Below are 21,252 nucleotides of genomic sequence, written 5' to 3'. Positions count from 1 at the left end.
AATGTTTCACAGGTAATACGGCGTCTGGCCTATGAACTTGATGTGAATAGAGCAGAAACTATGCCAACTCTACCGGGTTGTCTTTTGTCTAGTAAAAACAATGGTTTATATGGGAAACGCATTTTCTTGTATTGCCCGTGAAACAGTGAGCTTGCGGGGTAACGAAATTGCACGTTATCTGTGCGTCTTTACTTCACGCGCATAAAAAAAGGCCGACAACACTGTCGGCCTGTTTAACGGGTGAACTCAATAACAACGTTATAGATCGAGCACCAAGCGACGACTCTTGCAACCTGACACACACACCATCATGGATTTATTGGCCGCACGTTCGGCTTTGGTCAGCACGCCGTCACGGTGGTCGATATCACCCTCCAGCACCCGCGTCTCGCACGACCCGCAAACCCCTTCGCGACAGCTGTAGTCGATGTCGCAACCCGCCTCCAGCAACACGTCGAGTAGACTCAAACCCGGCTCGATCGACAGGGTTTTGCCGGATTTCTTCAGTTCGACGCTGTAACTGCTCTGCGCATCTTCGGACGGCGGCAGTTCAGCCGCGACGAAGCGCTCGATGTGCGCATGGGGATAGCCCAGGCCTTCGCAGGTGCTTTCGAAGGCATCGAGCATGGGGGTCGGGCCGCAGCAGTAAAAGTGCGTATCGGCGGGTTGATTCGCCAGGTAAGCGCCCAGGTCCGGCGGCACGCCTTTTTCGTCATTGAAGTGGTAGTGCACTTTCGCGCCCAGGCCGCTGAGCTCTTGCACCAGGGCCGCTTCCTGCCGCGAACGTGCGCAGTAGATCAGCTCGGCGGATTTTCCCAGTGCCAGCAGTTGGCGGAACATGCAGTAGATCGGTGTGATGCCGATACCGCCGGCTACCAGGACGCTGTGTCTGGCGCTGAGGTCGAGCTGGAAGTTATTGCGCGGCGACGAAATCGGCAGTTGCATGCCGACCCGCAGTTGTCCGTGCACATATTCCGAACCGCCACGGCTGTTGCGATCGCGCAGGATGCCGACCACATAGCGGCCTTGATCGCTCGGCGAGTTGAGCAGCGAGTAGCTGCGCACCAGCCCGTTGGGCAAGTGCAGGTCGATGTGCGACCCGGCTTCGAACGGGGCGAATACCGTGTCGCCATAGGGCCGCAACTCGACACTGATGATGCCGTCAGCTTCGTAGCGCAGGGTGTGCACGAGCGCGGTGAGGGGGGAGGAATGGGACATCGGTCACCTCTTTTCGACAGTTCGCAAATCGAGATCGAGACGCGCGCCGGCCTCGATCTCCACCCGCAGTTCGGGAAACACCAGCGCGCTCACTTCGACCAGCGTCGAGGTCGGGAACACCGCGTGCTCTGCAAAGAAATCACGTCGCGCGCGACCCACGTCCTCTTTGTCGGCGATGTCGGTCACATACACCGTCAGCCGGTAGAGGTTGCCGACATGGCCGCCTGCCGCTTCAACCAGCGCGCGGATTTTGTTCAGCACCACCAGCGTCTGTGCGTAGGCGTCCAGCGGCGCGCCAGCCTCGACGGCCTGGCGCGTGGCGGGATGCCCGGTCATGCCGGACATCACCACGTCGTTGCCGATCAGCAAGGCATTCGACCAGGTGCTGCCGGCCGGCTCGCTCAACGAACCGGCTTGAACACGCTGCACGGCTGCACTCATGACAACTGCTTCGCGTCGATCAGCTCCAGCTGGGCCTTGGCCGCGTTTTTCAGGTAGCGACGCAGACGCACCACACCGAGGTCATGCTGGTAAAGGTTTTCCCGCTGGTTGGCGTCCGGCTCCATGAACTCGAGCAACACCCGGTCCTGTTCCAGCACCGCCCAGTGCCGCGCTTCCAGCCGGTTCTTGTAGAGGAAGCGCCAGGTGTCGCGCTGCCAGCCGGTGAGTGGACGGCAACGCCAGTGGAACACCGCCGACAGCGAACGGCTGCTCGGGGTGTAGCTGCCGATGATGGTGAAGTTTCCGCCGGGGCCGCCGGTCTTCGGGTAGGGGATTTCCAGACGCAGCCAATGGCAGCTGTTGTCCATGAATTCGGTCCAGTCGAAGTTCACGCCGCGCTGGCCTTCCTTCTCGAAGAAGAACCCGGTGTCGGTGTCGCGGGTGACGAACTTAGCCGTGGCTTCGCCTTCGCTCATGGAGTGCGACATCTTGTGCAGGTAGGTGCCGTGCATCGGGTCCATGACGTTGTCGATGACGTAGCGGTAATCGCCTTTCCACTCGGCGTAGCAAATGAAGCTGCTCCACTCGGGGGAGGTCAGTTGCTCTGGGAGGACCAGTTCGGGCGGGGTGTCCACGTGCGGCTCGGCAGCGTTGTAGAGAAAAATCGCGCCAGCGGCTTCACGGGTGTGGAACATCCGCGTCGGGCGGCTGCCTTCGAGTTTGCAACCGGGGCTGCCGGGGACTTTGGTGACGGTGCCGTCGCAGCGCACTTCAACGCCGTGATACGGGCATTGCAGGCGGTCGCCGAGAATAGGGCCCTGGGACAGCGGCGCGCCGCGATGCGGGCAATGATCTTCGAGGGCGTGCACGTGGCCGTCATTGTCGCGCCACAGGGCGATCTTGTAGCCCAGTCGACGGATCGACACCGGTTTCTCGCCCAGCTGGTCGGACGGCAAGACCGGGAACCAGAGGTTCTTCAGACCGTTTGCCAAGTGGTTTTCTACAGGATCGACGGTTGTATTCATGTTCATTTCTTATTTACCTCCGGCGGGTCATTCGCCCAGCCGAGCCATCAGGGTTGTATAGGCATCCGGGGTCCACTCTCCGGTGGTGAGCGGGCAGGGCGGCCCGGCCCGGTTCAGGTGCGCGAGCAGGTCCGGCAGCTCGGTCACGCCATTGCCGAACGCGCGCTCGATGGAGTCGCCAAGCAACTCTTCGAACTGCGTGTTGGGCCGTTTGCGGGCCTGATGGGGCTCCAGGTAGGGTTCGGTATTGCTCATCTCATTGACCTCCATTGCGCACCCGTTCGCGGATCATTTCGCGCACGGGAATAAAGTCGTATGTCGGGAACACTTCAGTGCTGAACACCCCCCAGGCCGAGCGTTCGAGCTCGACGTTGAGGGTCGGCAGCAGGCTGGGTGGCAAGCGCAGGGTGACGATCTGGCCCAGGCCCATGGCCACGGTCCAGGACACCACCTCGACACCTTGCGGGGGAAACCGCTCCCACCAGTCCTGCTGCTTCATGTGCCGCTGAATGTCTTCCAGGTTCTTCGATTGATCGTGCTTGAGCAGCACGGTCACCAGCAGCGATTCGCTCATGCTCAAGCCACGTCGGGCATGGGTACGGCCCAGGCGTCATAGCCATAGACCCAGTCGGCGTTGCCGCCGTCCTTGAGCCATTGATTGCCACGCGAGCCGATCTGGATCTGACTGGTGCGCTGCAACCGCGACTGCTCATAAGCCTGCAGGGCATCGGCGATTCCGGCAGTGCCGGTCAGGTCTTGCAGATGACGGGCGAGCACCACCGCGTCCTCGATGGCCTGGCCAGCGCCCTGCGCCATGAACGGCATCATCGGGTGGCAGGCGTCGCCCAGCAGCGTCATGGCACCCTTGGACCAGAACGGCAGCGGATCGCGTTCGTACAGCGCCGTCTTGAGCACCTCGCTGCAGGCATCGAGCAGTGCCCGGGCATCCCCGTGGAAATCCTGATAGTGACTGCGCAATTCATCGGCATCGCCAGCGCTGGTCCAGGATTCTTCATGCCAGCTGTCCTGGGCGGTGGTGGCGAAGATGAAGATGTCCCGGCCCTGATTCAGCGGGAAAGTGACGATCTGGCTTTGCGGCGTCGGCCCCCACCATTTGGTGAATGCCTGGATGTTCGGCACGTGCGCCACGCTTTCAGCCGGCACGACCGCGCGGTAGGCGACCACGCCGGTAAAGCGCGGCTGCTCGTCGCCGAACAGCGCGTTGCGCACCACCGAGTGGATACCGTCGGCGCCGATCAACAGATCGGTCACGTGGCGACTGCCATCCTTGAAGCTCAGTTCGATACCGTCGGCGGTTTGCGTCACCTGCTCTGCGCGTTTACCAAACTGCACCTGGGTTTGCGGGAACACGTCTGCCAGCGCCGCCAGCAAGTCGGCGCGGTGAATGGTCAGTTGCGGTGCGCCGTATTTCTGTTCGGCGGCATCGGACATTTCCAGGCGCGAGGTTTCCTCGCCGCTGTCCCACATCCGGCTGATGCGATGGGTCGGGCGAGCAGCGGGAATGCGCACCGCAGCACCCACACCCAAACCGTCCAGGGCACGTACGGCGTTCGGGGTCAGGTTGATGTCGGCACCGACCCGCAGGAAGGCTTTCGACTGCTCGAACACGGTGACGTGATGGCCGGCACGGTGCAGGGCGATGGCGGCGGTCAGGCCACCGATTCCGGCGCCGGCAATGGCGATATTCAACGAAGACATGGACGACTCCTGCTCAGGGTTTTGGCTTGTCGGTGAGGAATTTGCCTTGGGGTGCTGCCACGTTGTGCTGGCGTCGCGTGTTGCCATCGATGCCGCCGGCAATCGCCCATTCGGCGAAGACCGTGGGGCCCGGTTCGAAGGTGCGTGGCTCCCATTCGCCGGTCAGTTGATCCTCATCGGCGTAGTACTCGACCAGTGCGCCGGCCGGGTTCTTGAAGTACCAGAAGAACGCCGACGACACCGGGTGGCGTCCCGGGCCGATTTCCGTGGCCCAGCCGCTGCGCGAGATGTGCATGCCGCCACCGAACACTTCGTGCACATCGCGCACGGTGAAAGCGACGTGGTTGAGGCCGGCGCGAGGGGCGGGCAGTTGCAGCATGAACAGGTCGTGGTGACCGCCTTCTTCGGCAGTGCGCAAGAACGCGCCGCGGTCCGGATAACGGTCCGAGGCCTGGAAGCCGAAGCGCTCGTGATAGAAGGCTTCGCAGGCGTTGACGTCCTTGACGAAAAACACCACGTGGCCGACTTCGATCGGCGTCGCGCGGTCATAGACCGGTGCCGCTTTGTTGATCCGGCCCTTGGTCTGCCAGGTGTTGTGGCCGCTGCACTCGATGTCCAGCTCCCGCTTGCGGGTGACTTGCAGGCGGATCGCCAGGCCATTGGGGTCGGTGCAACCGATGCGCCCGTCGGCTTCGATAAAGCCCGGATCGTTGGCGATGCGCTCGCTGTATAGCTTCAGGTCGGCCTCGCTGGCCACGCCCCAAACCACTTCGCGCACGGTCGACCCGGGTTCGATGGCGGGCGGCAAGCCGGCCTTGTTGATGTCCGCAAGCACCACGCGGCAGCCATTGAGGGTTTCGAAGATCACCTCGTCAGGTTGCTCGCTGACTTTGCTTAGGCCCCAGTCGCTGAAAAATCGTGCGCTGGTGTCGAGGTCTTCGACGCCGTAGGTAACTTCATCAATGCCTAAAACGCTCATAACCCTACCTCGCGTTGCACACCGGCCCAGGCCAGTGGCTGTTCATTCATGCCCCAATAAAGGCTCTTCTGTTCCATGTACTGCAGAATGCCGAGGCGACCTTTTTCCCGGCCAAGACCGCTGTCACGCCAGCCACCGAACGGGGTGGAAATCGAGAACTGCTTGTAGGTGTTGATCCACACCGTCCCGGCCTGGATTTTTCGTCCCAGTGCCCAGGCGCGCTTGTAATCGCGGGTCCAGATGCCGGCGGCGAGGGCGTACAGGCTGTCGTTGGCCTGCTCAAGCAATTGCGCCTCGTCATCGAACGGCATGGCCACCAACACCGGGCCGAAGATTTCTTCCTGGCAGACTTGTTGGGTGTTGTTCAAGCCTTCAAGGATGGTCGGCGGGTAGTAGTAACCCTGGTCGTAAAGTCCGCCCTTCGGACGCTGGCCGCCGAGCAGCAACCGGCCACCTTCGGCCAGTCCCAGCGCGACATAACGCTCGACCGATTCACGGTGACCGGCACTGATCAGCGGCCCCATTTGCGTGCGCTCATCCGCTGGATCACCGACGCGCAGTTCGGCTGCTGCAGCCACCAGACGTGCCATGAAGGGCGCGTACAGTGCCCGAGCGATGAACAACCGCGAACCGGCGATACAGGCTTCGCCCGACGAACTGAAAATGCCATACAACACCCCGGCAACCGCATGATCAAGGTCGGCGTCCTCGAGAACGATGGTCGGCGATTTGCCGCCCAGTTCCAGGGACACCGGCATCATTTTGTCAGCGGCGATGTGGGCAATGTGCTTGCCGGTTTTGGTGCCGCCGGTGAACGACACACGCTTGATCAACGGGTGACGCGTCAGGGCATCACCGAGCAGCGAGCCTTTACCCGGCAGCACGCTGAGCAGGCCTCTGGGCAACCCGGCGTCTTCGCAGATGCGCGCCAGTTGCAAGGCCATCAGCGGCGTGATTTCCGCCGGTTTGATCACCACGGCATTGCCCGCCGCCAGTGCCGGAGCGACCTTCTGCGCTTCGCTGGCAATCGGTGAGTTCCACGGGGTGATCGCCGCGATCACGCCCATCGGCTCGTACACGCTCATGCTGACGAAATCACCACGGGACGGCGTGATGGTTTCTTCGAGGGTTTCGCAAGCCGAGGCAAAGAACTGGAACGTGCCGGCGGCGCTGGCCACTAACGCCCGGGTTTCGTTGATCGGTTTGCCATTGTCCTGACGCTGCAGCTGCGCCAGTTCTTCGCTGCGTTCACGGATGAGCTCGGCAATGCGGTACAGCACGCTGGCCCGCTCATGGGGTTTGCGCTGCGCCCAGCCGCTGTGCAAAAACGCCTGATGCGCGCCTTGCACGGCGTCTTCCACGTCTTCGACACTGGCGGCGTTCAGCCAGGCAACGGCCTCGCCGGTCGCGGGGTAGCACGTGGCGTAGCGTTCGCCGCGCCCCAGTCGCCATTCACCGGCGATGCAGATGGGTAAAGTCTGTTCAAAATTCATCGCTGTCCCCTAAATCGAAATCGCGTGAGCGTGGTTGCCCAAGGCGCGGACGACGCTGTAAACGGTCAACGCCGAGGTCTTCGGATTGGCCAGCAGCGGCTTGCCACGCAGGCTCAATTCGAAACCGCCGAAGGCACCGCGGGCTTCGAAGTGATGCACGTTTTCCTCGCTCTGCGGGTCGGCGATCAGCGTCACGTGGGTGCGGTCCAGGCCGAGCCCGGCCAGCGACAAGGTCGCGGCCACATTGGCGTTTTTCGGGTAAAGGTGCGCCGCTTCCCGGGCGCTGCCCTGAAAAATCACCGTGGCTTCGGTGATGCTGTCCAGGTCGCACACTGTTTCAGCGGGTGTGTTCTTCCAGGCCCGGGCCGGTTTGCGGCCGGTGTAGTTGACCGCGTCCAGGCCGCCGACCTTGGCCGCCGACAGCGCGTCGATGCCGCCGATGGCGCCGGGCAGTAATTCGATGCGGGTCTGGCCCCGTTCGGCGGCGGCTTCCAGGCGCTCGACCAGGCCGACTTCGGACAGCGCGCCGACCGAGACGATCAGGCAGGCGATGCCACGCTCCAGCGCCGGCAATACATGTTCTTCGATGGCGCGATGGCCGGCGCACTCGACCAGCAGGTCAGGGCGCGCATCGGCCGGTAACGCCGTCAGCACCTGCGGTGGTTGTTTGAAGCAGGCCAGGCGCTGGCGTACCAGCTCTTCGGAACCGGCCGAGGCGATCACGTAGTCGACGCACAGCTGCGGGTCTTTCTCCAGCAGTTCGAGCACGCCGACGCCAATGGCGCCGCAGCCGATCATGGTGATGTGCAACATGACGAAGTCCTCAGGCCGTGGCTTTTTGCGCTTTGGTTTCGCTGTTGGGCGGACCGGCGAACTGGGTGGCGAAGCTGCCGACGGCGAGCATGTCGACTTCCAGCAGGAACGGCCCCGGTTGTGCCAGCGCCCCGTCGACGACGCGGCCGAAATCCTTAAGATCGTTGACCAGGCCGTGGCGCAGGTTCAGCGATTCGGCCAGCTTGGCGTAGTCCGGCGTGTGCAGGTCGACGTAGCAGTGACGGCTGCCGTAGACCGCGTCCTGGATATTGCGGATCACGCCGTAGCGCTGGTCGTTCATCAGCAGGATCACCACGTTGGCGTTCTCTTGCACCAGGGTCGCCAGCTCACCGAGGTTAAGGATGAAACCGCCGTCACCGGCCAGCGCGAAGACCTTGCGCTCAGGCGCCGTTTCCGCCGCCGCAACCGCCGCGCCGATGCCCATCGACAGGCCCTGACCAATGCCGCCACCCAGCGCATGCACGCCGGAACGCGGGTGGTACAGCGTCAGCAGGCGATTACCCCAGATGCTGTTGGACAGCGTGACGTCGCGCACCCAGGAGAAGTTGCGCCCGGTGATGGCTTGCAGCTGTTCGACCATGGCCGAGTACGGGCCCAGGTCAGCGATCAATTGCGTGCGGGATTTCTGGCGAACGTCCTTGAGCTCCGCGAGGAATGTCGGGTCGATCTGCAGGCGACCTTCCAGGCGATCAGCCAGGCCTTCGAGGGCCAGCGCCGCGTCACCGCAGATGAACAGTTCGCTGTTGTAGCTGCGGCCTTCGATGGCCGGGTTGGCGTCGATGCGCAGGGTGTTGCGCGGCAATTTCAGCGCGTACTTGAAGGTCTCGTTGCTGCGCAGGCGTGAGCCGGCGATCAACAGGGCATCGCAGCTTTGCAGGAATTGCTCGACCCGCTTGTTTTGCGAGAACGCGCCCAGGCAGCGCTCATCATCTTCGTTGACCACGCCGCGACCCTGGGTCGAGGTGATCACACCGACGCCCATGTCCAGCAGGCGCTTGACCTGCGGGCCGGCATGCCGCGCGCCGCCGCCAAGCCACAGCAGCGGACGGGTGGCACTGGCCAGACGCTCGGCCACCAGGTCCAGCGCTTCGGGCGACGGTACGGCCACCGGGACCGGCAGCGGGGAGAGGTCGGTCGGCATCGTGATGAACGTGGACTGGATGTCGATCGGGATTTCGACGCTGACCGGACCGGTCGGCGCGGTCAGGGCGGTCTGCACGGCAAGTTTCATCGTGCTCAACGCCGTTTCGACGCTGCGCACACGGAACGCGGCTTTCGACACGGCCTTGAGCATGGTCAATTGATCGCGGGCTTCGTGGATGTAGGCGAATTCCTGGTCCAGGTACGGCGTTTCGATCTGCCCGGTGATGTGCAGCAGCGGTGTGCCGGCGGTCAGCGCTTCGACCATCGCCCCGGCCGCGTTGCCGGCGGCGGTGCCGGTGGACGTCAGGCACACGCCAAGACCCCCGGTGGTGCGGGCGTAGGCATCGGCCATGTTGGTGGCGCCGGCTTCGCCGCGGGCCATGACAAAGCGGATGTTGCCGCGCACGGCGAACGCATCGAGGATCGGCATGTTGTGGATCGAGATCACGCCGAACGCGGCCTTGACGTCGCACTGTTCGAGGAACGCGGTGATGGCAGCGCCAACGGTGACAGTATTTTCATTACGCATGGCGGGACAGGCCTCCAGAAACATCGATATGGCTGCCTGTGGTGTAAGCCGACAGGGGCGAAGCCAGAAACAGGATCGCGCGGGCCGCTTCAATCGGCAGGCCCAGGCGCCCCAAGGGAATGTGTTTGCGTTGTGCGAGTTGGGCGGTCCATTGGGTCCAGTCCAGATCCCGCTCTTCGCGGGCTTCGAAACGTCGGCGCCATTGCCCGGATTCCACCAGGCCAATCAGGATGCCGTTGACCCGAATGCCGTCGGGGGCAAACTCGGTGGCCATCGAACGCACCAGGTTCATCACCCCGGCACGGGCGGCGGAGGTGGCGACCATGTGCGGTTCGGGCTGGCTGGCCAGCAGCGAATTGACGCAGACGATGGCGGCGTTCGGTTCGCCTTGAAGCTGTGTCTTGAAAGCGCGGACTGGGTTGATTACCGAGAAGAATTTCAGGTTCAGCTCTTCGGTCCAGGCGCTGTCGGTGGTATCGGCGAAGGTCGACACGCGGCCTTGCCCGGCGTTGTTGACCAGCACGCTGGCCGGTCCCAATGCGGCCAGGCTGGCGGCGGCGAAGGCGTTGACCGAATCGGCGTCGAGCACGTTGCAGACCTGGGCCAGCAACCGTGCCTCGGGGAAGCGTTGGCGCAAGGCAGTTTCGGCGTTGCGCAGGCGATCCTCGTCGCGACCGCAGAAGGCCACGGCCGCGCCCGCTTCGAGCAGCAGCTCGACGCAGGCCAGGCCAATGCCCGAAGAACCGCCGGTGACGATTGCCGTGCTGCCTTGCAATTGATAAAGGCTCATCTCAATCCCTCATCAAGGCGGTCACGCGGTTCTGACCGTCGTGGCCAGCGCCGCTGTTGTAGTCGAGCAGACGCGACAGCTCATCGGCGCTGCGCCGTACTTGCAGAAGCAATTCGTTGAAGTTGACGTGGGCAATTTGCGTGGTCGGAATCGTCACGCCCAACGCCGCGACAATCTGCCCGGACTGATCGCGGACCGGTGCGGCAACGGTTGAAATGGCTGACTCGAAGAAGCCCTCACCGCTGACAAACCCGCGCTGACGGTCGGCCTGAACCATGTCGAACAGCTCCATCACGGTTTTCGGCGTGCAGGGCGAGAACTGTTCCAGATGATCTTCCGGGTACAGCTCACGCAACTCGGCGAGCGACAGGTCTTCGAGCAGAATGCGCCCCAGCACGGTGGCGTGGGCGGGCAGGCGAGTACCGACGTTGACCGCGCTGGAGAACACCGATGGTGGCGAAACCTTGGCCACGTAGACGATCGAGCGACCGTCGCGCACCACCAGGTTGCTCGGGTAGTTCAGGCGGTCGCACAAACGCGCCAGCAACGGTTGGCCGAGTTCGGTGAGTTCCAGGGAGGCGAGGTATTCGAAACCCAGGCGCAGCACCGACATGCCGAGACGGTATTCGTTGCCGCTGCGGGTGACGAAGCCCATGGTTTCCAGCGTCGTCAGCAGGCGAAAGATCGTCGAGCGCGGCAAGGCCAGGCGGCGGGCGAGTTCTGGCGCGGTCAGCGTGCGATTGCGCCGGCTGAACTCGCAGAGCAGCAGCAGGCCGCGCTCCAGTCCCGGCACGATGTATTTGTCCTGAGCGTCCTTCAGCAGATCTGAATCGTTCATAGCGATGCACCTGTCAGGGATTCTTTGAGGGCGCAGGCCAGACGGCCCGCGACGACACACGGTTGTTCGATGGGGCTGGCGTGCCCGGCATCGGCAATCAGGTTGAACGTGCCGCCCAGCGCCTTGGCGAGGGGCAGGCAGCTTTCGGGCGGGGTGATGCCGTCGGCTTCCCCGCAATGCACTTCGCACGGCATCGACAACGGTGCGTGCCGCAGCAAGTCTTCGCCGCACAGCAGTTCGATGGCCTGGCGATAACCGTCGGGCTTGAGCCGCGCCATGTTCCATTGCACCCAAGCTTTCGCCTTCGGGCTGGCGTTGGGCGACAGCATGTGTGCGCTGCGTTGTTCGGCCATGCCTTGAATGCCCAGTTGCTCCAGCGCGCGCAGGCGTTTGCTGCGCACTTCCTGGCGCTGCAAGGCACGGGAAGGATGGCCGTAACCCTGCGCCGGGCTGATCAACACCAGCCGACTGATGCGCTGTTGCTGTACACCGCTGGAAAACGCGGTCGCCGTGATCGCGCCGAGGGAATGACCCACCAGCACACAGCGCTGGATACCCAGAGCGTCGAGCATCTGCTGCAGTCGCTCGGCGTAGTCCGATGCATCGGGAGCCAGCGCCCGCAGCGGCGTGGAGTCACCGTAGCCGGGCGCGTCCCAGGCAATCACCCGGGCGCTCTGGCCGAGCACGCGGGCCACCTGCAACCACGACGCCGAACCCGAACCGATCCCGTGCAGCAACACAATGGCCGGGCCGGCCCCGCATTCGCGGATGCCCTGGCGTCCACCGGCAATCTCCAGCAGGCGCAGGGGAAAGTGCCGGGCCAGTTGGGCCTGGAGATCGTCGGTGAGCGACGGGGCGTGATTGTCGATGGCGTGCAACATGGGCTTATCCGCGCTTGATCGAGGCCAGAGGGTGTTCTGGCGGGTAGGTCGGGGTGACGGGTTTTTTCGCGCCGAGCATCACGCACATCAACGCGTCTTCGTCGCCGATGTTGATCTCTTCGCGGTACACACCCGGCGGCACGGAAATCACGTCGCGGTCAGTGAGGATGGTTTCGAAACGCTCACCGTCCTTTTCGATCACCACCTTGAGCTTGCCGCGCAGCACGAAGAACACTTCTTCGACGTCGGTGTGCAGGTGCGGCGGGCCTTCGTGACCGGCTGGAATCACCATGGTGGAAAACGTGAAATTCTCCGAAGGAATGGTGTTCATGTCGGTGCTGACGCCCGTGCCGCCGGTGCCGATGTAGCGCATTTGCGCGCGGCGGAATTTCGGGTCGTAGTCGGCCTGGAATTTCAACGCGTTCCAGTCGTACTTGCGGGTTTCGTAGCGGGCGATACGGGTGTTCATCCAGCTTTCAAGGTCGCTGCCGGCCGGTTGTTCCCAGCTTTTTGGGGTGTCTTGTGCGTGTGCGGATAAATCGGTCATGGCTGTCTCCAGATCAAGTCAAGGCATGACGAACCCGCCGTTGACCGGCAAGGTTTGTCCAGTGATGAAACGGGCGAGGTCGGACAGCGCGAACAGCACGGCGCCGCTGACGTCCTCGGGAAGTTGTGGGCGCTGGATGGCGCGTTGATCGTTGTACAAACGGTGACGGGCTTCGGGCACGTAGGCGGTGGCTTCGACCAGCACCAGGCCCGGCGCGATAGCGTTGACGGTAATGTTGTCAGCGCCCAGTTCACGGGCCAGGCTGCGGGTCATGGCGATGATTGCGCCTTTGCTCGCGACATACGCCAACAGGTTCGGCGCGCCCCACAACGGCGTGTCGGAGGCCAGGTTGACGATGGCACCATGACCGCTGGCGCGCAGGGCCGGCAGGCAAGCCTTGGTCATCAGCCAGGTGCCGCGCACGTTGACTTGCATGACCTGATCCCAGGTGTCGAGGGTCAGTTCTTCGCAGGTCTTGCCGCCGGAATTGGTGATCGAAGCGTTGTTCACCAGGCCGTCGAGGCCGCCGAGCAAACGAACGGTTTCAGCGATGCAGGTGTCGATCGAATCCGGCTGTGCCAGATCAACCGTCACGCCATACACGGTGAGGCCTTCGGCGACCAGTTCGGCGGCGGATTGCTGCACGCGTTCAGCAAGAATATCGGCGATCACCACATGGGCACCGGCTCGGCCAATGGCCTGGGCAAAGGCGTAACCCAAGCCACGGGCGCCACCGGTGACCAGCACGCGTCGGCCTTCGAGCAAGCGATTGAGGGTCGTCATCATTGGGTGCTCAACATGGCTTTGGGCATGTAGTGCAGGACGCGTTTTTCGCTCCAGACCACAGCGCCGTAGGCGAGGACACCGATGACCGTGAGCATCACGATGGCAACGAACACGCCAGCGGTATTGCCCTGGCCTTCGGCATCGACCAGCAGGAAGCCCAGGCCCTGATTGCCGCCGACCAGTTCACCGACGGTGACGCCGATCACGGCCAGGGTCGAGGCAATGCGCAATCCGGAGAACAGCGCGGCCATGGCTGACGGGAACTCCACCAGGCGGAAGATCTGCCAGCGGCTGGCGTTCATGGTCCGCACGAGGTTGATCATGTCCGGGTCGACGGTGCGAATCGCCGACAGCACGTTGATCATCACCGGGAAGAACACGATCAGGATGGCGATCAGAATCTTCGGGTAAATGGTGTAGCCCAGCCACATCACGAACAGCGGCGCGAAGGCCACCTTCGGGGCGATCTGCAGCGCCAGGATGTACGGCGACAGCATGGCTTCCGCGGCCGGCGAGAGGCCCAGCGAAACGCCGATGGCCACACCAAGCAGGGCGCCCAGGCCGAAGCCGACAATGATCTCGAACGCGGTGATCAGGGTGTGTTGCAACAGCCCGCCGGTCTGCCACATCACCACGCTTTCCTGAGCCACGCGACTCAGTTGCGGCATGACGAATTCGGGCATGCCGAGCAGTCCCGGGCCCCACTGCCAAAGCACCAGAAACAGGATCAGCAGGGCGACGCTGCCGAGCATGGAGTTATTGAGGTTTTTCATCGTGTCTTTACCTTGTCGTCACTCGCCGTTATTGCGCGGCTGTTTGGGTGTCGATGAACTGGTTGGTGTAGAGGTCGTCGAGCTTCGGTTCCTGGGTGACGATGCCTTCGCTGACATAGAACTGGCGGACCGCTTCAAGCCGCGCCGGATCGATGCGTCCCGGCACTGTCTGGTTGGCGTAGACGTGTTCGACGTAGAGCTTGAAGACCTTCTCCAGCGAGGCTTCCTTGCCGGCATAGGCGGGGACGGCCTGGGCGAACGTGGCGGCGGCGGCCTTGGGGTCCTGAATGATGTCGCGCATGCCTTGCAGGGTGGCCTGGACCACGCCGCGAACTATCTGTGGGTGGTTCTTGATGGCGTCATCGGAGGCGAGAATGGCTTGGGCCATGCTCTCGAAAATCTGGTCCTGCGGGATCAGCTTGATCTTGACCCCCGCGTCTTCGGCATTCACCACCCAGTCCGGCACGCCCGCCATCGCCTGGGCCTTGTCGGCCGAGAACAATTGCCAGACGCCCGACGGGCCGGCGGCCTGGATGTTCACGTCGTTTTTACCCAGGCCGGCTTTGCGCAATGAGGCGAGCAGGGCGTAGTAGGTGGTGTCCGAGTAGGACATCACCGTCATGGTCTTGCCCTTGAGGTCGGTGATCGAGTTGATGTTTTCTGCGGCATTGGTGGCGATCATGGTGACGCCACCGGCACCCAGCACCGCCACGGCGCGCACCGGAATACCGTTGGCGCGCACCACGATAGGGGTGTCGCCGATGGCGCCGCCGAGCATCGCGTTACCGGCACCGATCTGCTTCGCCACGTCCACGCCACCCTTGGCCGCAATGAACGTCATGTTCAGGTTCCGGGCGGCGTAGTAGCCCTTCTGCTGGGCAATGATCCACGGTGCGAAGGCCGGCGAGTTCGGCGGTGCCGGCAACAGGTAAGTCACATCGGTCGACTGTGCCTGGGCGGCAAACGTCAGGCCCAGGCCGAGGGCGAGGCCGGAGATCTGGCTGAAGCGTTGAAACAGAGACTTGAACATGCGTACTCCTGAATCAGGTGATGGCCACACGGGCGTTGATCAATGCAGTTCGGTGTCTTCACCGACCTGCAGCAACTCCATCAGGCGACCGACCAGCGGACCGATTTCCGGCAGCTTGCGGCGCTCCAGCGGGTTGTCGCGAAACGGCAGGTCAATGCTGATTTCTTCGATGATGGTGCCGGGGCGGGCGCTCATGACCAGCAGCCGGTCGGACATGGCGATGGCTTCAATCAGGTCATGGGTAATGAACAGCGCGGTTTTCTTTTCATCAAACAGCATCCGCGCCATGTCCTGTTGCAGGATCATCTTGGTCTGCGCATCCAGTGCCGAGAACGGCTCGTCGAGGAACAGCACTTGCGGGTCAATGGCCAAGGTGCGAGCCAGTGCCGCACGTTGACGCATGCCACCCGACAGCTGGAAGGGGTAGTGGTCGGCAAAGCCTTGCAGGTGGCAACGATCGAGCAGATCTTTGGCCACGGCCTGACGCTTGGCGGCCGCGACGCCTTGAATCTCCAGGCCCAGTTCAACGTTGCGGCGAATGCTGCGCCACGGCATCAACAGGTCTTTTTGCAGCATGAACGCGACCTGGCGAACCGGGCCGGTCACGGCTTCACCGCCGACGAACACTTCGCCTTCGGAAGGTCGATAAAGGCCTGAGCCCATGTTCAGGATGGTGCTTTTGCCGCAACCGGAAGGGCCGATGATCGACACCACTTCACCGCGACGAATCTTGAAGTTGACCTCGCGAATGGCGAACGGCGCTTCGGATTTACCTTTGGCCGGAAAACATTTACCGACGTTGCGGAATTCGATTTCGGTGGGCTCCTGGTCTTCCTTGGGAGCGGGTTTAATCCATTGCGGGGCGACGGCGTACATCTCGTTCACAGCCATTGGGAAGGGTCTCTGGTCTGTTTTATAGGTGATACGGTGTTTAGTGCATGAACAATGCCAGAGCATTACGAAGTCGATTTTTTGTTTAAAAGTCGTTAATAAATAAACAGTTAGGTGATTTTTCTTGATTTTTGCGTGTTTCATATACGAAACGAGGTTTCTTATATGGCACGAAATTGCACATTGCTTGTGCGAAGTTCAGAGAAGTGCGAGAGGACGGTGCTTTTTTAGGTAACGCCAACGGGGGCGTTTGTTTTACATGTGAAACATGGCGGGGATTTGGGCGGGGAAGTAACGCGGAGGCGGATCACATGGAACGCCTTTGAAAGATCGCTTTCAGCAAATCGATCTTGTTCCTGGGCTTTGCAGCAGTCGCTTTGTGCGCTGCGCGAAATACCTTGAGGGTTGTATCGGGATTACTCGTTTTTTCTCATCGACTTCAACGCGTCAGACAGGCGCAACGCCAACTCGGATGATGCGTACGTGTCGGTGACCACTTCGATGTAGGCACCCGTGGTGCAGCTGCTGGCTGCGGACAGTGCGGTATCCAGTTCCTGGCACGTCGTGACCTTCGCGGTGAACCAGCCCTCGCACCCCATCGCGTGGGGCAGCTCGGTGTAGTTCCAGGGAGCCACGTCGTTGTAGGCGATGTCGGGGTCTTTGCAGAGCAGCCGTTCAATGAGGTAACCGTTATTGTTCAGCACGAAAATAATCGGGTGCAAGCCCAGACGGCCAAACTGCCCCAGCTCCTGAACGGTGAGCTGATGCGAGCCTTCGCCGGTAAACAGAAGGACGCGACGATCAGGTGCGGCCACGCTGACGCCGAACGCTGCCGGTGTTGCCCAGCCTATCGAGCCCCAAAGTGTCTGGTTATAGAAGGTGGCGCCTCCGGGTAGCGGGCTAAATCCCAACCCCATGGAAACGGTGCCGGTTTCTGCGACCACCAGATCGTTGTCGCGTATGAATGCTGACCAGCGTGGGTAAAGGTGTTCTGCGGTAATGGGAGAGTCTTCAGGCGGGGTAGGCGAGGGCTTCATCGATTCATACGGGATCGTGGGCCACGTACGCTTTTCAACACGCTTGGCCAGCTCGGCCAACAGTTCTTTCAGTTCAACGTTGGGGAATTCAAGCGAACCGACTTTAGTCCGGTGATGACCCATGTAAATGATGCGATTGGGGTCGAGACGAGCCGTAAAGGCACCCGAGTTGAAGTCGGTGAACGGCGACCCGACGCCGATGCCATTGAGCGCGCTGAGCTCGCCCACACCGTAGGTGGTACAGAGTGCAGCCATGCCCTTGATGCGCGCATAGCCATCCGCTGCGTAGGCCGCATTCAATTCATTGCTGCAGCCTACCCAGCGCTGTCGCGAAGAAGTGCATACGGCGTCACTGATGGAAAAGGAATAGTCGCCGGGCACACCAAAGATATCGCTAATGCCCAGGTCGGCCAGTCTGGCTAAAACATGCTGGACGACAGTCGGGGCAGTGGTCGTGGTCATGGGAGTAGACCTGAGATTTTTGCTTCTGGAGGGCGTGCCAAGCCCGTGTGCTACTGGGGCTTGACCTGATTTGTGCAGAGCTTTTGCAGTGTAGAACAGCGTGGGTGGCCAGCAAGTTTCCGGACTCGGGGGCAAAACCAACGGGGTTAGCGTGCAGATGAACGCACATTTGTTCCCACGGGCAGGCACTGCGCCTAGTTCGTCAGTGAAATGACGGTGTCGATGGCGCTGACAGGCAGATAAACCAACGTAAGTATTGAGTACGCTTTACGGGATCTGGCCATAAATGTGCAGACCGGCAGCAGGATCATGATGACGTCCAATACGCCCCACAGCACTACCGGGGAAGCATGAAAAAAAACACGTTCACGATGAGGCCAAGAACAAGATAAGTGGAGAGGGATAGAAGTGCGTAACGCCCATCTTGCTCGAAATAGAGGCGAAGGCCGTTTTGCTCGTCCTCACTGCGACTCGGGAGCAATAAGGCGGCGGATACGAAAAGGGACAGCGCTAGTAGAACGAGTAATAAAAATTCTGGAAACGAGTACACCAGCTTAACCGCGGGCAGTGAATTGACGGCCCACCAGAATTCAAGCTGTGTCGTAAAAAGCGTGACGGCCCAGACGAGTGGAACCCAGTCGGGCGCTGCCGAACGGCGAATGCGGAAAACCGTCAACGCGCCAAGAAGAAGGCGGGTGACCGAGAGCCCCAATATCATCGAGAGGACTGTGGCAACGATAGGGAAGTTGTTCAAAACGCCTCCTGCACACCTGCTGCTTCACCAGCGCTCTTCGCTAACAAGCGCGCCAACAACAAAAATTCAATCCGGTTCGACCGATTGTAGTCTGTCGTGAAAGGCTGCTATCGATCCTGCATGAACCTTCCAAAGCAGTGCGGTTGAACTAAAAACTGACTGTTCAGTCAGGATAATCAGCTGCATTACTTCCATGACGAGGATCCCTTCATGCACAACTACACCGTGGATTACCTGTTCAACGGCGAGCTCCGTTCCCACCTGTTCGAACTCAAGCAGTCACAATTGCCCGTCCATGAGGCGGCGATGCACTTGCTTCAGCTGCATTTTGGAGATGGCGAAAACAGCCTGATCATGCCCACGGCCGATGCAACGCCGGAGGAGATTCTGGAGCAGGCCGGGTTGGTTGGGCTGACGCAGATAAAGGTTGGAGGTCGGGCGGGTTGATACCGGCAGTACTGGCCACTAATCGATACATATAAACGAGTGACAAAGGGATTTCTGGCGAGGGGATTCCTGTGGCGAGGGGATTCCTGTAGTGAGGGGATTCCTGTGGCGAGGGGATTTATCCCCGTTGGGCTGCGAAGCAGCCCCAGATGCTACAACCGAGGTGAATCAGGCAAATCGCGTTCTCTGGTTTTACGACTGCTGCGCAGCCGAACGGGGATGAATCCCCTCGCCACGGTACTCTGCTCGTCCGTTGGGCGCCTGCCCGAGAAAGAAAACTGGACCCTGAAAGAGGGCGTTGTTTGCGTCATCCCGAAGGGCTATCCAACGGAGTGCAGCGAAGTGAAGGTGGCTAATAATGAGTTCTGGCTGGTTGACCCTAAAAGCGGGAGGGTTAACGCTCATTTGAAGCTAAACCCTTGACTTAGAGCGGGTGCCGAGTAACGCAAGCTGATCGGGATGTGTGCATTCAGGATGACTTCGCATCAAAAAATGTTTACGATTGGCGTCGATGGCATCAGTTAGCCATCATCGCAACTGGTCAGTAATCAAAGGGAATTCAGTTTTTTGAAAAAAGTAAGCGCTTTCGCAGTTGTAACTCTGTCTGTGGCAATGCTTGGCGGCTGTGCCGGCGTGCAAAAGGTCGCAGACAAACTTGACATGAAAACCGGAACTTACATTCCTGCTGAAAAGATGTCGACGTTCGTTAAAGGCAAAACCCGTCAGGCCGACGTGGTCGCGTCCATCGGCTATCCTCCGACGCGTAATGAGATCGGAAACAAAGAGATCTGGACTTACCCCTACACCCTCATCACCGCGATTCCGTTCGTGGGCGAGAACAAATCGGAAAGTACCGTCTTTGAATTTAACGCATCCGGCGTGCTGACCAACTTATACAAGTCCGGCGGCACGCCTGGACAAAGCGGCAATCCAATGCTGGACGCTGCTGGCCTGTAACACGGGCATACCCTGAGTATCATTTCTGCGCAATGTTATTAAGAACAAGGATGAAGTGTGAACGCAGCAAAAGTGTTAACGGCAGCGGCTTTAACAATCACCATGGCGATGCTGGCGGGTTGCGGTGATAAAAAAATAGACGGCAGCACGAAAGAGAATTACGAAGCCTCAGCACGTTCAATGTACGAAAGTCTGCCGGACAACAAGAAAGGCGCGTTTAGCCAGGCCGTCACGATGGGGCCAATCATGGGTATCCATGAGAAGGGTGAAACGTTCTCTCAGTCAGTTAACGGTAAAACTGCCGACGAAGTGATTGCCTACGTTAATAAAGGCATCGAAGAAAAAACCACACTTCGCTATTGATCCCGGCAACGGTCTGCTTCGGTTAAGAAGTCTGTTTTTCATCACAGCATTTAGCCGCTGACGTTCAAAGGCAGACTGCTTCGTCTGCCGGCTTTGAAACAAGGAAACCAAGAATGCTCCGTAAAAACTCGCTTGCCCTGGCCATTACTTTCGCGCTGTCCGCGACCGTGCTGTCTGGCTGCGGCAAAGAGCCTGAAAATTTCGCTGATAAAGACGGTAAATCGATCGCTCAGCGCATGCAGGAAGAGTCCGACAGGAAACACAAGCAACTTGAGGAAGACGCCCGCAAACATAAAGAAGAGGCTCTGAAAGCTTCACTCGCCAAGCACCTGGCCAACAGCACCGTATTGCCTGATTTGCCGGTGACGGACGACTCGGCCTATTTGGACATCCAGACACCCTGGATGCCTGGAAACCTGTACATGGCCTTCAATGGTTTCAATGAATCGGATGAAACGCTCATCGACTTCATGCATGTATATACCCAGTACGAAGGTTACCCAAAGGGTATCGCCGAGCTGTCCAAGAATTACAGGTTTGAAAAAGACGGCTTTGCCAAGATTGACATCGCCAGAAAATTTAAAGAGTTGGTGGTTGCCGAGAGCAGCAAGATCAACGGTGTTCGGTACGTCAAGTTCGTCATCAAGCCAAAATTTGCCGAAGTCGCCACCTACGATTTCAACCGCAAAGGCTTCAACCTGAGTCAGGATTTGTTCACCGACAAGCGCGACCTGACCGAATCCGACAAGAAGGGCATGTCTGTCGGCTCGCGCTACGCGCCCATTCGCTCGTATTACAACGGCGATCCGATCAGCCTGCACTATGGCTTTACCGAGGCAACTGCACTGCAATTTGTCTCGGTCGAAGACCAAACGATTGCCCGCAAAATTGAAGCCGTTCGCACCGAAACCAGCGTGGTCATCTACGGCTACCTGAAAAGCATCGAACATGAAGACAAAGATCGCTACCTCAACATCAAGCCCCAACGTGCTGATCTGGTCTCGCCGGCCGGGGAAGTGCTGTACAGCGTGACGCTGTGATCTGTTGAAACCGGACTAACATTTTTTAAAAGGCTCACCGTCCTCGGCCACGAAGGCCTGGGGCGGCGCCTTCATGAACCGGGGAAACCCGGTTGTAATCCTGCGACCCCTGTCGCTCCCAAAACACCGTTACCGGTGGACAGCTGGCAGATTCAGGCAGTGGCCTATTTCGCGCTACGAGTGGTACGGGGGCTCTAGCCCGAGCCATCCACGCCCGACTGAATGTTTCAAAATGTGAAAAAAATGTCGAAATAAAGTAATTGATTGAGTTAGAT

23 protein-coding genes and 1 pseudogene are annotated in these 21,252 nt (G+C 60.4%); 4 read left to right on the top strand and 20 right to left on the bottom strand.

The window, feature by feature from the left end; translation table 11 throughout:
* Nucleotides 1–258: 258 nt before the first annotated feature.
* From ACA063_RS17380 to ACA063_RS17285, 20 genes and pseudogenes are all read right to left on the bottom strand, one after another.
* Nucleotides 259–1,218, bottom strand: coding sequence for a PDR/VanB family oxidoreductase (locus ACA063_RS17380; protein ID WP_194693564.1), 960 nt, complete (start codon nt 1,216–1,218; stop codon nt 259–261).
* A gap of 3 nt (nt 1,219–1,221) precedes the next feature.
* Nucleotides 1,222–1,659 carry a Rid family hydrolase gene (locus ACA063_RS17375; protein ID WP_497662657.1) on the bottom strand — a complete coding sequence of 146 codons (438 nt, stop codon included), beginning with the start codon at nt 1,657–1,659 and terminating at the stop codon, nt 1,222–1,224.
* The gene (locus ACA063_RS17370; protein ID WP_162438829.1) at nt 1,656–2,690 is read right to left on the bottom strand and encodes a Rieske 2Fe-2S domain-containing protein; all 1,035 of its coding nucleotides are present in this window, start codon (nt 2,688–2,690) and stop codon (nt 1,656–1,658) included. Before ACA063_RS17370 ends, ACA063_RS17375 begins: the two co-directional genes overlap by 4 nt.
* A 21-nt stretch (nt 2,691–2,711) precedes the next feature.
* Nucleotides 2,712–2,939 carry a recombinase-like helix-turn-helix domain-containing protein gene (locus tag ACA063_RS17365; RefSeq protein ID WP_162438830.1) on the bottom strand — a complete coding sequence of 76 codons (228 nt, stop codon included), beginning with the start codon at nt 2,937–2,939 and terminating at the stop codon, nt 2,712–2,714.
* Between the two features lies 1 nt (nt 2,940).
* Entirely contained in the window at nt 2,941–3,258 is a 318-nt protein-coding gene (locus ACA063_RS17360) for a hypothetical protein (RefSeq protein WP_497452914.1), read from the bottom strand.
* 2 nt (nt 3,259–3,260) lie between these two features.
* On the bottom strand, nt 3,261–4,403 hold the full coding sequence (locus ACA063_RS17355; RefSeq protein ID WP_497662656.1) for an FAD-dependent monooxygenase: 1,143 nt from the start codon (nt 4,401–4,403) through the stop codon (nt 3,261–3,263).
* A gap of 13 nt (nt 4,404–4,416) precedes the next feature.
* Nucleotides 4,417–5,382, bottom strand: coding sequence for a VOC family protein (locus ACA063_RS17350; protein ID WP_497662655.1), 966 nt, complete (start codon nt 5,380–5,382; stop codon nt 4,417–4,419).
* Complete coding sequence (locus ACA063_RS17345) at nt 5,379–6,875, bottom strand: aldehyde dehydrogenase (protein ID WP_497662654.1); 1,497 nt, start codon at nt 6,873–6,875, stop codon at nt 5,379–5,381. The genes ACA063_RS17350 and ACA063_RS17345 overlap by 4 nt, the downstream gene beginning before the upstream one ends.
* Before the next feature lie 9 nt (nt 6,876–6,884).
* On the bottom strand, nt 6,885–7,688 hold the full coding sequence (locus ACA063_RS17340) for an aspartate dehydrogenase (RefSeq protein WP_497662653.1): 804 nt from the start codon (nt 7,686–7,688) through the stop codon (nt 6,885–6,887).
* Between the two features lie 10 nt (nt 7,689–7,698).
* Complete coding sequence (locus tag ACA063_RS17335) at nt 7,699–9,381, bottom strand: thiamine pyrophosphate-binding protein (RefSeq protein ID WP_497662652.1); 1,683 nt, start codon at nt 9,379–9,381, stop codon at nt 7,699–7,701.
* Nucleotides 9,374–10,171, bottom strand: a complete 798-nt coding sequence (locus tag ACA063_RS17330) for an SDR family oxidoreductase (RefSeq protein ID WP_497662651.1) — start codon at nt 10,169–10,171, stop codon at nt 9,374–9,376. Before ACA063_RS17330 ends, ACA063_RS17335 begins: the two co-directional genes overlap by 8 nt.
* A gap of 1 nt (nt 10,172) precedes the next feature.
* Nucleotides 10,173–11,009, bottom strand: a complete 837-nt coding sequence (locus tag ACA063_RS17325) for an IclR family transcriptional regulator (RefSeq protein ID WP_162441206.1) — start codon at nt 11,007–11,009, stop codon at nt 10,173–10,175.
* Nucleotides 11,006–11,890, bottom strand: a complete 885-nt coding sequence (locus tag ACA063_RS17320; protein WP_497662650.1) for an alpha/beta fold hydrolase — start codon at nt 11,888–11,890, stop codon at nt 11,006–11,008. Before ACA063_RS17320 ends, ACA063_RS17325 begins: the two co-directional genes overlap by 4 nt.
* Nucleotides 11,891–11,894: 4 nt before the next feature.
* The gene (locus tag ACA063_RS17315) at nt 11,895–12,437 is read right to left on the bottom strand and encodes a cupin domain-containing protein (protein WP_490148003.1); all 543 of its coding nucleotides are present in this window, start codon (nt 12,435–12,437) and stop codon (nt 11,895–11,897) included.
* A gap of 18 nt (nt 12,438–12,455) precedes the next feature.
* Nucleotides 12,456–13,223 carry an SDR family oxidoreductase gene (locus ACA063_RS17310; protein ID WP_497662649.1) on the bottom strand — a complete coding sequence of 256 codons (768 nt, stop codon included), beginning with the start codon at nt 13,221–13,223 and terminating at the stop codon, nt 12,456–12,458.
* On the bottom strand, nt 13,220–13,996 hold the full coding sequence (locus ACA063_RS17305; protein ID WP_162441116.1) for an ABC transporter permease: 777 nt from the start codon (nt 13,994–13,996) through the stop codon (nt 13,220–13,222). The genes ACA063_RS17310 and ACA063_RS17305 overlap by 4 nt, the downstream gene beginning before the upstream one ends.
* Nucleotides 13,997–14,024: 28 nt before the next feature.
* Nucleotides 14,025–15,026, bottom strand: a complete 1,002-nt coding sequence (locus tag ACA063_RS17300; RefSeq protein ID WP_497662648.1) for an ABC transporter substrate-binding protein — start codon at nt 15,024–15,026, stop codon at nt 14,025–14,027.
* A gap of 39 nt (nt 15,027–15,065) precedes the next feature.
* Nucleotides 15,066–15,902, bottom strand: a complete 837-nt coding sequence (locus ACA063_RS17295; protein ID WP_235992975.1) for an ABC transporter ATP-binding protein — start codon at nt 15,900–15,902, stop codon at nt 15,066–15,068.
* A 431-nt stretch (nt 15,903–16,333) separates the two neighbouring features.
* Nucleotides 16,334–17,416, bottom strand: a complete 1,083-nt coding sequence (locus ACA063_RS17290; RefSeq protein ID WP_497662647.1) for a thiamine pyrophosphate-dependent enzyme — start codon at nt 17,414–17,416, stop codon at nt 16,334–16,336.
* Between the two features lie 194 nt (nt 17,417–17,610).
* Nucleotides 17,611–18,170 (bottom strand): annotated as a pseudogene (locus tag ACA063_RS17285) (hypothetical protein).
* Nucleotides 18,171–18,380: 210 nt separating this feature from the next.
* Between ACA063_RS17285 and ACA063_RS17280 the strand changes: the two are divergent.
* The 4 genes from ACA063_RS17280 to ACA063_RS17265 all read left to right on the top strand — a co-directional run bounded on the left by ACA063_RS17280 (nt 18,381) and on the right by ACA063_RS17265 (nt 20,977).
* Entirely contained in the window at nt 18,381–18,617 is a 237-nt protein-coding gene (locus ACA063_RS17280; protein ID WP_497662646.1) for a hypothetical protein, read from the top strand.
* 567 nt (nt 18,618–19,184) lie between these two features.
* Nucleotides 19,185–19,574 (top strand): hypothetical protein, encoded by a 390-nt coding sequence (locus ACA063_RS17275; RefSeq protein WP_497662645.1) that lies wholly within the window; start codon nt 19,185–19,187, stop codon nt 19,572–19,574.
* Between the two features lie 57 nt (nt 19,575–19,631).
* Complete coding sequence (locus ACA063_RS17270) at nt 19,632–19,937, top strand: DUF6694 family lipoprotein (RefSeq protein WP_497662644.1); 306 nt, start codon at nt 19,632–19,634, stop codon at nt 19,935–19,937.
* A gap of 113 nt (nt 19,938–20,050) precedes the next feature.
* Entirely contained in the window at nt 20,051–20,977 is a 927-nt protein-coding gene (locus ACA063_RS17265) for a hypothetical protein (protein ID WP_497662643.1), read from the top strand.
* The last annotated feature ends 275 nt before the right edge of the window (nt 20,978–21,252 follow it).

The sequence above is a fragment of the Pseudomonas sp. LBUM1643 genome, from assembly GCF_059716215.1.
The sequence above is the reverse complement of the archived record's forward strand: the minus strand, read 5'-3'. Positions and strand labels throughout refer to the sequence as shown.

Bases quoted from the DNA above. Each gene is read 5' to 3' on its own strand.
- ACA063_RS17350 (WP_497662655.1), bottom strand. From the start codon at position 5,382: ATGAGCGTTTTAGGCATTGATGAAGTTACCTACGGCGTCGAAGACCTC.
- ACA063_RS17365 (WP_162438830.1), bottom strand. From the start codon at position 2,939: ATGAGCAATACCGAACCCTACCTGGAGCCCCATCAGGCCCGCAAACGG.
- ACA063_RS17265 (WP_497662643.1), top strand. From the start codon at position 20,051: ATGCTCCGTAAAAACTCGCTTGCCCTGGCCATTACTTTCGCGCTGTCC.
- ACA063_RS17290 (WP_497662647.1), bottom strand. From the start codon at position 17,416: ATGACCACGACCACTGCCCCGACTGTCGTCCAGCATGTTTTAGCCAGA.
- ACA063_RS17335 (WP_497662652.1), bottom strand. From the start codon at position 9,381: ATGCGTAATGAAAATACTGTCACCGTTGGCGCTGCCATCACCGCGTTC.
- ACA063_RS17340 (WP_497662653.1), bottom strand. From the start codon at position 7,688: ATGTTGCACATCACCATGATCGGCTGCGGCGCCATTGGCGTCGGCGTG.
- ACA063_RS17370 (WP_162438829.1), bottom strand. From the start codon at position 2,690: ATGAACATGAATACAACCGTCGATCCTGTAGAAAACCACTTGGCAAAC.
- ACA063_RS17280 (WP_497662646.1), top strand. From the start codon at position 18,381: ATGCACAACTACACCGTGGATTACCTGTTCAACGGCGAGCTCCGTTCC.
- ACA063_RS17315 (WP_490148003.1), bottom strand. From the start codon at position 12,437: ATGACCGATTTATCCGCACACGCACAAGACACCCCAAAAAGCTGGGAA.
- ACA063_RS17300 (WP_497662648.1), bottom strand. From the start codon at position 15,026: ATGTTCAAGTCTCTGTTTCAACGCTTCAGCCAGATCTCCGGCCTCGCC.
- ACA063_RS17330 (WP_497662651.1), bottom strand. From the start codon at position 10,171: ATGAGCCTTTATCAATTGCAAGGCAGCACGGCAATCGTCACCGGCGGT.
- ACA063_RS17295 (WP_235992975.1), bottom strand. From the start codon at position 15,902: ATGTACGCCGTCGCCCCGCAATGGATTAAACCCGCTCCCAAGGAAGAC.
- ACA063_RS17360 (WP_497452914.1), bottom strand. From the start codon at position 3,258: ATGAGCGAATCGCTGCTGGTGACCGTGCTGCTCAAGCACGATCAATCG.
- ACA063_RS17305 (WP_162441116.1), bottom strand. From the start codon at position 13,996: ATGAAAAACCTCAATAACTCCATGCTCGGCAGCGTCGCCCTGCTGATC.
- ACA063_RS17355 (WP_497662656.1), bottom strand. From the start codon at position 4,403: ATGTCTTCGTTGAATATCGCCATTGCCGGCGCCGGAATCGGTGGCCTG.
- ACA063_RS17380 (WP_194693564.1), bottom strand. From the start codon at position 1,218: ATGTCCCATTCCTCCCCCCTCACCGCGCTCGTGCACACCCTGCGCTAC.
- ACA063_RS17375 (WP_497662657.1), bottom strand. From the start codon at position 1,659: ATGAGTGCAGCCGTGCAGCGTGTTCAAGCCGGTTCGTTGAGCGAGCCG.
- ACA063_RS17320 (WP_497662650.1), bottom strand. From the start codon at position 11,890: ATGTTGCACGCCATCGACAATCACGCCCCGTCGCTCACCGACGATCTC.
- ACA063_RS17310 (WP_497662649.1), bottom strand. From the start codon at position 13,223: ATGATGACGACCCTCAATCGCTTGCTCGAAGGCCGACGCGTGCTGGTC.
- ACA063_RS17325 (WP_162441206.1), bottom strand. From the start codon at position 11,009: ATGAACGATTCAGATCTGCTGAAGGACGCTCAGGACAAATACATCGTG.
- ACA063_RS17345 (WP_497662654.1), bottom strand. From the start codon at position 6,875: ATGAATTTTGAACAGACTTTACCCATCTGCATCGCCGGTGAATGGCGA.